Below are 11,954 nucleotides of genomic sequence, written 5' to 3'. Positions count from 1 at the left end.
TTGGATTTATAAAAGCCAGGTATCGAGGTTTGAAGAAGAATGACAATAAACTGTCTACTTTATTTGCCCTGGCGAATATTGTTCGACTGGATCAAATGATCCGGGCACAGGGTTAGTCCGCCCTGAAGTCACGAAAGTGGCTAAATATCATACAAATAAGGGGTTGAGACCTCTGATTTCAGTCCTACTTCGAACTCGATTCAAGAAGGGAAGTAAATTAGAGGTTATTCGCAGGTTCCTTAGTCTGGTATTGATTCTTTTCTTTATAACTGAAGTGGCTTTCTCTTCAGAATCAGCACAGCCATCCTATCCTGGTCTGGTATCTCATCAACCTCATCAGCTGGTGCATAACTCACAGTGGCTGGTCATGCCAATAATGAGCGGTATTGCAGGTGGCATAGCCACGAGCAACTCTGCTGGCCACACCCCCTATACTGTGACCGCCGGAGTAATTACAGGTGCAGCCTTATCCAGCCTGGACATCCTCTATAACCATTTCAAAACATCGGCCTCCTATTATATGAGTGCAGGTGTCATGGGAGCGGCTGCTATGAGCAATGTTCCCATGCCCAGCTCTCTCAACTACCTTTGTGGTTTCGTCGGAGGTGCACTGGTTGCTACAGGCCAGTTCAACTTCCTTGAACAATACATGAGCGCCCCTGTAAAAGGAGCCATCAATGGCGCCATTCTGGGAGGCATGCCAGGAGCCGCTGCGGGCGCAGCTCTCGGAGCAGCAGACGAAGTCATGGCAGCCTGTGATCTGACGGACACCGCGCCCTTATCCACCGCATTATCGGCTGTTACCCAGCTGAAAATAATGACCCCTTTTGTTTCATCAGGTCTGAGCAGTTTGCCGCTTATTGGCAGCCCATACAGTTCCGCCATATCGCAGATTAATGTTCCCTATCTACTTGAAAGTGCAGGTACAGTCTGGAGTGGCACCTGTCTGTTCACCACTCTTGCAGATGACGAGCACTCCTTTTCCTATCTGTGTATCACTCTAAAGCCTTCCAGCCGGGATAATGATAAAACCAACCTGGAAATCGTTTCTGAAATGGACCGGACCCTGAATGAAATAATGGACAGCCAGGCGATCCAGAGGCTGTCGCATATGCAGGCTCTCACTTTGGTTGGCTCACAGTTGATAAGCTCCAGGCTGGCCAAAATGCTCTCTACCCGATATCAGTCGATTGATACAGGCTTGGCAAACTTTAATCCACAGCTGGGAATAAAACCTGAAGAGGCGCTGGGCACTTATGTGCAGGCCGGTTTGTCTTTAGGCTACTTCTGCCTGCCCTACCTCGGAAACTGGCTGATGGATTCTGTCATCGAGAGCTACTACACACTTTTAATGACTCAATCAGCCGAAAATGAACTGGACAGTCTCTTTTTCGACGACCAAAACTTTATACGACTAAACCTGAATAAAAGCCTAGACACCCTGATTGCCAGAATGGACAGTAACATCCATACCGTTGTAAATACGGGGAGTGCATTAAAGAGCTCTCTGGCTCGCGCCTACATAGGCGGTTTTTACGACCTTTCATTTATCGTCAGAAGCGGCTCTGCCGACATGCTGGTGTTCATGGATATCTACAGTAAAGCGACTGAATCCATGACCCTGACCCTGAACAAGGGTCTCCTGGATCTGGCCGTCAAAAGGGATGATCTTGGCACAGAACTCGACTTGCTGAGAAAAGAGCTCACCACTAATGCCCGAACCATTGGCAGCGGAGCCAAGAAAGACTTCATGGTTGAAAAGTATTCAGATTTGCTGCAAGAGCTCAGGGAGACCGAAGCCAGTCAGGCTAAAACAGGTCTGATTTCAGGCAGCTGGAGAATTGCAAAAGGCTTTACTGACTATATTGCCAAAAGCCTTTTCATTGCCAAAAAGATGAGTACGGGTGAAGTAGCATACGACGACTATCTGGCACTTCTTTTCGCCACGGGAAGTGTTTCCAGTGCCTTTTCCTGGTACCCGAATAACGCTGCCGGCATGCTGGACTTTAATAAAGCGGTACAGGGTGTTCAGAATCTGACGGCAGAAATAAACCACCCTCCCCAGGAGCTATGGAAGCAACCTGATTACTCCGCAGTAGTAGGTTCTGAGGTAGCTATCCACCTGGATGACTTCTCTATGGGACACCCTGAAGGCGTGTTGATGACCGATCAGAGTCTCATCATTCCCAGGGGATACTTTGCGGTTTCCGGTGCTTCTGGCAGTGGTAAAAGCAGTCTGCTGTCAAAAATCAGAAGAGAAGCAGGAAACGGTATCTGGGCGACAGGCAGTGTGACCTATACCACTCACAATGGCGAGTTACCTGAAGTCTTCCATGCAGAACAGCTCACCTATATCCCTCCCAATACAACCTTCAGAGAGTTGGTCACACTGAGGATAGATAAAAGTTCAGTGGACGACAGAAAAGATATAAGAGTAACCAATGAGAGACCTGACCTGACTGACCCTGAACTCATTAAAATTCTGAAGGAGATCGAATTCTACCCTGAAGATCAATGGCACCTTTTAGAAGAACAACTTCATGACAAACGCAACTGGAAAGACCAGCTCAGTGGCGGGCAGATAAAAAAACTGGCCCTGCTCTCTGTCATTAACCGACATCCCGAAATTGCCATACTCGACGAAATTTTCGCCGGAATGGATCAAACGTCCATCCAGCTGGCACAGGACATGCTTAGAAAATACCTGCCAGATAGTCTGCTGCTAATCGTTGATCACAATGCAGAGCAAAATAACCACAACGAGTTCTATACCGGCAAGCTCCATTTGGAAGCTGGACAGGTTAGTCGTCGTGAAATGGATTAGTCATAGCTATTTGATACCGAGTCCAGAGCCTGCCGGCAATAAGCCAAATTCGGTCTAATCGCCAACAGCCCATAACATAAAGCAGCTGCATTATTTCAATTAAAAAGTGCAACAGGTCTCACTTTACAAAAAACCTACTTAATCACAACAGAATCAAATGATACATTAGTGTCTCAAAATAAGAACAATAACAATATCCGTGATTGCTCGATGTCCCCGGGGTCTACTCAAAACGTTGACCCAACTGGAGGAGCCCGTTCAATCCATTGAGGATAACTGCATGATAAGAAAAATATCGACACTCATAGCAGCTTGTCTTGGGATAACTCTGTTATCCGCCAACGCTGCCCCTCCCTCATTTATTGCCTTCGAATCTGCCTCTGTGCGTCCCATGGCCTTGTCTGAAAATGGCCACACACTCTACGTAACCAATACACCTGATAATGCCGTTGAAGCCTATAGCATCGAAGAAGACGGTGCCCTGACCCATAGCGCGACTATTTCTGTAGGTATGGAGCCGGTTGCCCTTGCAGTCAATGGCAATGACCTTTGGGTCGTCAACCATCTTTCAGACTCTGTCAGCATCGTTGATACCAACAAAGGTGCAGTAAAAAGAACGCTGCTGGTCGGTGATGAACCCAGAGATATTGTCTTTGCCAAAGGTAAAGCGTTCATAACGACAGCTCACAGGGGACAACATCGTACCCACTCGTCCCTGAACAATGTTCCAGGGGCTGGCGATCCTCAGATACATACACCCAGCGTCTCTCGCGCCGACATCTGGGTCTTTAACCCCAACAGTCTCGGTAGTGCACTGGGTGGTAAACCCGTCAAGATTATGGAGCTGTTTGGTGATACCCCCAGAGCCCTGACTGTCAGCCCTGACGGTAACACGGTTTATGCCGCGGTATTTAACTCGGGTAACCAAACATCCATTGTTCATGAAGGTGTTGTCTGTGCGGGTTTTGAGGACGTTAATCCACAGTATGCAACAGTTCAGGGCTACCCTGTCAGAATGGATGAGCCGGACGGCTGCTATGTTCAGGATAATATTACTTCGCCAAACGGTCTGGCGAATGCTGCCCTGCCTGCCAACCGCCCTGCTCCTGGCAGAAATAAAAATGGCGAAATACAGCCATGGACAGCCATGATCGTAAAATACGACAGGGAAAATGGTCAGTGGCTTGATACACGAGGCCTGAACTTTAGCAACGGGATTCGCTTTAACCTGCCCGATCATGATGTCTTTGCTATTGATGCTGGAACACTGCAGCAAACCAATGACTATGAACATGTTGGCACAACCCTGTTCAACATGGCCATCAACCCGGTCAGTGGCAAGCTTTATGTATCAAATACTGACGCTAATAATGCCGTCCGGTTTGAAGGTCCTGGTCTTCATGGTGGTTCAACGGTTCAGGGAAACATTGCCAAGTCTCGTATTACCGTTATTGATACTGCCAATGGTTCAGTTAAACCCAGACACCTGAACAAACACATTAACTATTCTGTCCTGAAAGCACCCCCTTCAGTCAAACGACACTCCGTTTCTACACCGACTGAGATGCAGATAAGTTCAGACGGCTCGACACTGTATGTTGCCGCCTTAGGTTCCAACAAGATTGCGGTTTACAACACTAATGACCTGGAAAAAGACAATCGCTGGAACAACTTCAGTCCTTCTTCTACCAGTAGTCGACACATTAATGTTGAAGGTGGACCTCAAGGGATATTGCTGGATGAAGCAAACAACGGCGATAACGGACAGCTCTATGTTCTGACCCGTTTCGACAACAGTGTCAAAGTTATTGATGCCACAACCGGTGTCCTGCGCCAGTCTGTAGGCATGTTCAACCCGGAACCTGCTGAGCTGCAAGCCGGTCGTTTCATGTTGTACGACGCTAATAGAACATCATCTAACGGTGAATCCTCCTGTGCCAGCTGTCATGTCTTTGGTGATATGGACCATATCTCCTGGAACCTGGGTAACCCGGACGCTCCCAATACGTATAACAGCCAGCCATTCCCGACCGAACACTTCACCCGCTTGAACTGTAATAACAATCAGTCTGTCTACGATGACGGTTGCTTCTTTGCAGAAATTCTTAACGGTGACGGTGGCGAGAGAACCCTGGCTTCCATGAAAGGTCCGATGTCTACCCAGACCATGAGAGGCATGTCGACCCATGGCCATATGCACTGGCGTGGTGACCGTGTTACAGGTTACTTCGGCACTCAGCACGCTGATAACCTGACCGATATGGAAGCATTGGATGAACGCCTTTCCTTCAAGAACTTTATTGTCGCCTTTGAAGGTTTGCTGGGTATGAATGTAGAACTTCATGATGTCAATCACGACGCGAAATCCAGCCAGGTTATTGCTCTGGAAAGGGATATGGACAAGTTTGCAGACTTTATGCTGGCTGTTCAGCTTCCTCCAAACCCTATTCGAGGACTCGACAACTCACTGAGCGCTTCGGCTACCAAGGGTAAGAACTTCTTCGCCGGTCCCAGACGCTCCGACGGTGTTGAGTACGACTACTTGTTCCCACCTGCTGATCGTGAAGACGGTAAAACCTGTGAAGGCTGTCATACTCTTGATCCATCAAAAGGCTTCTATGGTTCTGACGGTAAAGCCGCCCATGGTGGTGAAGTGCTGGTCACCAAAGTACCCAGCTTCCGGAACCTTTACCAGAAAATCGGAATGTTCGGCCTGCCTGACAGAAATGGTTTTATGATCAGTCCTACCCGTGCCCACCAGGGAGATCAGGTTCGTGGCTTTGGTTTCCTTCATGACGGCGCGACCGATCAATTGTTCCAGTTCCTTCAGGGTGGAGTATTTGATGATGGTACAAAAGGTTGCCCTCCTGGTATGAGTGCAGACCTTCACGGCTGTACCATGAATGATCAGTCAGGCACCGTAGGTATTCCTGATGATGAAACACGACAGGGTCTTGTGGATTATCTGATGGAATTCGACAGCGATCTGGCCCCCATTGTTGGTCAGCAGATCACCCTCTACGCAGGCAGCAGCAAGTCTATGAACAGAAGGGTGGGTCTGCTTCAACAGAGAGCCAGAACCCAGTTTGTTTCCAAGATTCTTGGCGGTGTCACCAAAGAGTGCGATCTGGTGGCTCAGGGCATGATCAATGGCAAGAAAAGGGGCTACCTCTACATCCCTGGCCAGAATGGCTATCGTCCTGATCAATCTTCTGAGCAGATGATTCCTGCCGGACAGCTTCGCAGACTGGCAAGACAGGGGGATAATACTCTGACCTTTACCTGCACACCTCCAGGCTCAGGCTATCGTATAGCTCTGGACCGAAACCAGGACGGTGTTCTGAATCGTGATGGTGCATAAGCGTATTTAATCGAACTTTCTCAATACAGACCCGTTAAGTAACTTAGCGGGTCTTCCCTCTCTCCTTACAATTCATGAAAACTCTACCGCCATTGCCTTCTCTCATGTATCCTTCGAGGGTTTATACTGTGTACTACCGTTTTCCTCCTTCTGTAAGCCTGCACCTTAGTTCAGGACGCTGACTTACAGAGCAAGAAACCCTTTAAATCCAGATTCTCGCAAAGAGCCATGATGGAAGAGCATTACCACCCGCATAAGATTGAGACAGAGGCCCAGAAGTATTGGGAAGAGAACGACAGTTTTGCTGTCACTGAAGACACAGGCAAGGAAAAATACTACTGCCTGTCCATGTTCCCTTACCCCAGCGGCCGACTGCACATGGGCCACGTTCGCAACTACACCATTGGCGACGTGGTTTCCCGCTATCAACGCATGCAGGGCAAAAACGTCCTGCAGCCCATGGGTTGGGATGCCTTCGGTCTACCTGCAGAAAACGCAGCCATCAAGAACAAGACCGCGCCAGCCCCATGGACGTACGAGAACATCGACTACATGAAAGGTCAGCTGAAGCGTCTTGGCTTCGGTTATGACTGGAATCGTGAACTGGCCACCTGCAAGCCGGATTACTACAAGTGGGAACAGTGGTTCTTCACCAAGTTGTATGAAAAGGGTCTGGTTTACAAGAAGATGTCTTCTGTGAACTGGTGTCCTAACGACGCTACCGTTCTGGCGAACGAACAGGTAGAAGACGGTCGCTGCTGGCGTTGTGACACTCTGGTTGAGCGTAAAGAGCTGCCTCAGTGGTTTGTGAAGATCACAGCTTACGCTGATGAGCTGCTGGCCGACCTGGATCAGCTGGAAGACTGGCCAGACCAGGTTAAAGCCATGCAGCGTAACTGGATAGGTCGTTCTGAAGGTGTTCAGATGACCTTTAAGGTAGCCAACACTGTTGAAGGCTCCCCGGAAGAGTTCCAGATCTACACCACCCGTCCGGACACTCTGATGGGTGTTACCTATGTCGGCGTAGCTGCTGAACACCCGTTGGCGAAAGCAGCTGCTGCGAACAATCCGAAACTGGCTGCATTCATTGAAGAGTGCAAGTCCAACGGTGTCACCGAAGCTGAAATGGCCACCATGGAAAAAGTGGGCGTTGATACCGGCCTTCGTGCTGTTCACCCTATCACGGGTAAAGAAGTACCAGTCTGGGCTGCCAACTTTGTATTGATGGATTACGGTACCGGAGCCGTTATGGCCGTTCCCGGTCACGACCAGCGTGACTACGAATTTGCTACACGCTTCGAACTGCCAATCGAACAGGTTATTGAGCCTGTGAACGGTGAAGAGTGCGATCTCTCCAAAGAAGCATTCACCGAGAAAGGCAAACTGATCAACTCCGGTGAGTTTGACGGCCTGACTTTCCAGAAAGCGTTCAATGCCATTTCCGACAAGCTGATTGCGGAAGGTAAAGGTGAAAAGCAGGTTAACTACCGTCTGCGTGACTGGGGTGTTAGCCGTCAGCGCTACTGGGGAGCTCCAATCCCAATGCGTTATCTGGAAGACGGTACGGAAGTCACCGTTCCTCTGGAAGACCTGCCGGTTCTGCTGCCAGAAGATGTTGAAATGGACGGTGTTCAGTCACCGATCAAAGCGGATCCTGAGTGGGCGAAAACCACCCATAACGGTCAAGCTGCAACCCGTGAAACCGATACGTTCGACACGTTCATGGAATCCAGCTGGTACTACGCACGCTACTGTTCACCACAGTCTGATGATCAGATGCTGGATCCAGCTGCTGCCAACTACTGGCTGCCTGTAGACCAGTATATTGGTGGTATTGAGCATGCGGTTATGCACCTGCTCTACTCCCGCTTCTTCCACAAGCTGCTGCGTGATGCAGGTCTGGTAGACAGCGACGAGCCTTTCAAGAAGCTGCTTTGTCAGGGCATGGTTCTGGCTGATACATTCTTCATGAACGACGAGAAAGGTGTTAAGCAGTGGATTGCGCCGACTGACGTTGATTTTGAGCTGGACGACAAAGGTCGACTGATCAAGGCAACCCTGAAAGAAACCGGTGAAGCCGTTGAGCACGCGGGCATGAGCAAAATGTCCAAGTCCAAAAACAACGGTATTGACCCTCAGGAGCTGATCGACAAGTACGGTGCTGACACCATCCGTCTGTACACCATGTTTGCCGCGCCTCCCGAGCAGACTCTGGAATGGTCTGAAAGCGCAGTTGAAGGGGCTCACCGCTTCCTGCGTCGTTTCTGGAAACAGGTTGCAGAGTACTCTGCAGCGGGTGAAGCTCCCGCTCTGGACACCAAAAACCTGAGCAAGGAACAAAAGGATCTTCGCCGCAAGACTCATGAGACCATTAAAAAGGTTTCTGATGATTGTGAGCGCCGCCTGACGTTCAACACTGCCATCGCTGCCATCATGGAATTGAACAACGCCATAGCCAAGTTCAAGGACACCAGTGATCAGGGTCGTGCTGTTCTGCGTGAAGCTCTGGAAGCCACTACATTGATGCTGGCTCCTATTGCTCCACACTCGATGCACAGCATCTGGAATGCTTTGGGTCATCAGGAAGCGGTTGTTCAGGCTGACTGGCCAGAGTTTGATGAGTCTGCTCTTGAAAAAGACGCCATCACTCTGGTCGTTCAGGTAAACGGCAAAGTACGTGCAAAACTGGAAGTACCCGCCGCTATGGACAAAGAAGCCATTGAAAAAATGGCACTTGAGCAGGAAAACGTCACCAAATTCACCGAAGGTAAAACGGTGCGTAAGGTGATTGTTGTTCCAGGCAAGCTGGTGAATATTGTCGCCAACTGATCAGTAACGACGAATTCCAATGTAAGAAGGCCAGTAGAAATACTGGCCTTTTTTTATCTTAAATTCTATTTCCTCAGTACGTCAGGAACCGATAGTGTTTTTCATTTCACGGCAAATGTGACGGTATCTCAAGTCCAGCCTGTCTGGAGTGAATCCATGCAGCGCTTCGTACTCTCCGGATTTAGCCTGATTGATCAATCCCCGGGTATTCTCGAGAGAAACCTTCAACTCATGATCTATTCTTGCCTGACTGAATAATGAAAAAACATTGGGCTCTTCCAGTGTTGCCGGAGGAAAACCATAAGCCATTAGAAGGTACTGCATTAACATGGTAAACGTACGGCCATTACCGCCCTTGAAGGGGTGCAACTGCTGTAACTCAGCTATTCGTTTTCCCACAACTTCCAGAAACTGATTTCTCGTAACCGCCACTGAGATGTCTGTATTCAATTCTTCAAGGATGTAATCCAGTATCTCCTCAAAACAATCGGCCCTGACCGTTTTCCGACGAACAGTACAATTAAACTCCTCATGAATAGCCTGCGATATTTCCCTGAGTACCCATTGCCGATTGGCCGTTGCTCCCCCATGCACTGTTATGAGTTGTTGAAAGTAGTCCCTCATTTCCCAACCTTCTGGTGTGTTGTAGCCCATCACCTGGTTGAGAAGATGGTATATCGCTTCAGGTTTTTTTCGACACCTGAACAACTCTTTCATAGTCTGCTCGGTGATTGGCAATCCTTCGTCATAGCCACCTGAATTGAAGAACAGAGCAAAGGCACAGCGTTCATGAAGAAAATCTTCTGGAATCCCCAAGAAGTCACAATGGGCATCATGGACTCCCTGCACCTCAGAGATTCCATCCAGATCAAGATAGAGCAAATCGTTCAGGCTGGTGTGACCAACAGGTATGTAAATACTCTCTGGAGGGAAGGAAGTAATCTCACCCGGAAGGTTTTTTGAATCGAACGCTGTAATCAAACTATGCAGTTCAAGAATAAGCTCTTTGGTAATCGCCAACGGTTCGCCCGGTTTATGACTTTTCAGTTTTTCAGCCACCACGCCCCAGGTTTTGATCAGACTTTCCAGACAGCCTGGCTCCCGTTTTTCATAAGCACTTATTCCATTTTCGCGCTCCAGTAATACCCCATCAACCAAAAGCCGGGGAAGATCAACCAACGGATAATCCGCTAACCAGCAAAGCCCTGCTCTCGGCCTGGTTCTCAACGGCTTATTCAGCATATCCACTTCGACCGGTGAAACCGCTCGATGCAGTACCTCGGATGCACCTGCTTCCACTTCTGGCTTTGGCTGTGGCTTTGCCTTAACTTCACTACCAGGAGACGCTCTCCCATGGTTTGAGTTCTGGGCATACTGTGGACTTCCGCTTACTCCATACATCTTGGCATCCTTCCTTAGATCAAACTTTAAATGACCACCTCAATCGATCTTTATGTGCCTCATTGCCCTGACTCTGTCGTTTGGGCATCAATCATGCTTTTCATTTCCCGACACACTCCTCCATAACTGCTGTCATTTGAGTCATGGAGGTAGCCATGAAGATGAACTTGCTGACCACTCCTGGTATTGGCTGCCAACAGTTCTGTATCACGTAAGCCTTCTTTAAGAGCCTCAACCATTCTTGCCTTACCGAACATAGAGAACATTTCTGGCATTTCCAGAGTGGCGGGAGGAAAGCCATACGCCATGAGCAAATACTGCATAAGCAGGGTATAGGTTCTTCCATTGACGGATTTGAACGAATGCAACTGTTCCAGCTCGGCAACATGGCTTGTGATAATAGAAAACAGCGCCTCCCTGTCTGTGCACTGTGACAGGTTCTTTTTCAGACTTTCCAATGTATGCCTGACCAACTTTTCTGAAGACGTTGTGGGTACGGTATAACGATGAATAACTCGACTGAAATCTTTCCGGATCTCTTCAAAAAACAATTTCAAAAATAGTCTTTGCTGACTCTCCCTGTCAGTAATCCCTTCAAATTTCTTTTTATGAGCCGTCTTGTAAACTTGAAACATGCAGTTATAAAACAAATCAACAAAATGTTTTAAATCACCCTTTTGATTCAGCTGCTCATGCAACGTCCTATAAAATGCTTCTGGTTCTGAATGACACTCCAGAAGTTTTAATACTCTGTCTGTCTCTAATGGAAGAAAAGCTGGAAAAGGCAATGACTTTGCTCTGATATACAAATAGAAAGGTGTTCTTGATGCCGTATCTTCCTTTGCGATTTCGGCCAGATCACAATGCCTCTGATGTAACTCATTCGCTTCCAGAATGCCCTCTTTGTCGCAATACCAGAAGTCAGGGTGATCATAATGGGTCAATGGAATAAAGAAATTGGTTGGAGGCATGGGGCAATACAACTCCCCCTTAAAGCAGTTGGTTGTATGACCTGCCACTGTTCGATGAAGATCAAGCAAGAATTCAAGATCAACTTCTGGCACTTCACCCGGCTTAAGTGCTTTCAGTTTCTGAATTATGAATTGCCAGCCATTGATCAGGGTTTTAAGGCAGCCAGGCTCTCTTTGTTCATAAGCATCAACTCCCTGCTCTCGACATAAAAGAGTGCCATCCACCAGTAATCTGGGAAGTTCCTGATCCGGATAATTGCTAAGATGAGCCAAGCCTTTAGAAGCATCAGTTTTCAAACAGCTTTTCGAACTGGAAAACACGGCTGCCAGTTGAACTTTTCTATGATGTACTTTCTCACCGTTTGAAGACTGTTGACTGTCAGTCGGACGCTCCTCTTGAAGAAGGTCAGGCGTCAGCACCTCTTCTCGTAACTCTAGAGTCTGTGACTTATCAGTAGCTGATCCAAACATACCGAAAACCTCTTGCCAATACCTGAAAAGCCCTGAGAAGAGCTTCTTCAGTCGTTGGACAAGAGAAAGGGTTATGGATTCAGTATTTTGTTATTGC

Annotated in this window: 5 protein-coding genes and 1 pseudogene; 4 read left to right on the top strand and 2 right to left on the bottom strand. The window is 48.3% G+C overall.

Annotated elements, in window-relative coordinates; genetic code table 11:
* The 4 genes and pseudogenes from WG89_RS32095 to leuS all read left to right on the top strand — a co-directional run.
* Window positions 1-116 (top strand): annotated as a pseudogene (locus tag WG89_RS32095) (IS5/IS1182 family transposase); the annotation flags it as partial.
* Window positions 117-367: 251 nt separating this feature from the next.
* Entirely contained in the window at window positions 368-2,824 is a 2,457-nt protein-coding gene (locus WG89_RS11890) for an ATP-binding cassette domain-containing protein (protein ID WP_153301555.1), read from the top strand.
* Window positions 2,825-3,104: 280 nt separating this feature from the next.
* A complete protein-coding gene (locus WG89_RS11885; protein ID WP_079253807.1) occupies window positions 3,105-6,185 on the top strand; it encodes a YncE family protein in 3,081 nt (1,026 codons plus the stop codon).
* 231 nt (window positions 6,186-6,416) lie between these two features.
* Window positions 6,417-9,014: a leucine--tRNA ligase gene (gene leuS / locus WG89_RS11880; RefSeq protein WP_062266141.1), complete on the top strand. Its 2,598-nt coding sequence runs from the start codon at window positions 6,417-6,419 to the stop codon at window positions 9,012-9,014.
* Window positions 9,015-9,095: 81 nt separating this feature from the next.
* Here leuS and WG89_RS11875 read toward each other — a convergent pair whose 3' ends face one another.
* Both WG89_RS11875 and WG89_RS11870 read right to left on the bottom strand, forming a co-directional pair.
* A complete protein-coding gene (locus WG89_RS11875; RefSeq protein WP_062266130.1) occupies window positions 9,096-10,415 on the bottom strand; it encodes a Fic family protein in 1,320 nt (439 codons plus the stop codon).
* A 59-nt stretch (window positions 10,416-10,474) separates the two neighbouring features.
* The gene (locus WG89_RS11870; RefSeq protein WP_062266127.1) at window positions 10,475-11,857 is read right to left on the bottom strand and encodes a hypothetical protein; all 1,383 of its coding nucleotides are present in this window, start codon (window positions 11,855-11,857) and stop codon (window positions 10,475-10,477) included.
* Between the last annotated feature and the right edge of the window lie 97 nt (window positions 11,858-11,954).

Origin of the sequence: Endozoicomonas arenosclerae (assembly GCF_001562015.1) — a bacterium.
GTDB classification, from domain to species: domain Bacteria; phylum Pseudomonadota; class Gammaproteobacteria; order Pseudomonadales; family Endozoicomonadaceae; genus Endozoicomonas_A; species Endozoicomonas_A arenosclerae.
The sequence above is the reverse complement of the archived record's forward strand: the minus strand, read 5'-3'. Positions and strand labels throughout refer to the sequence as shown.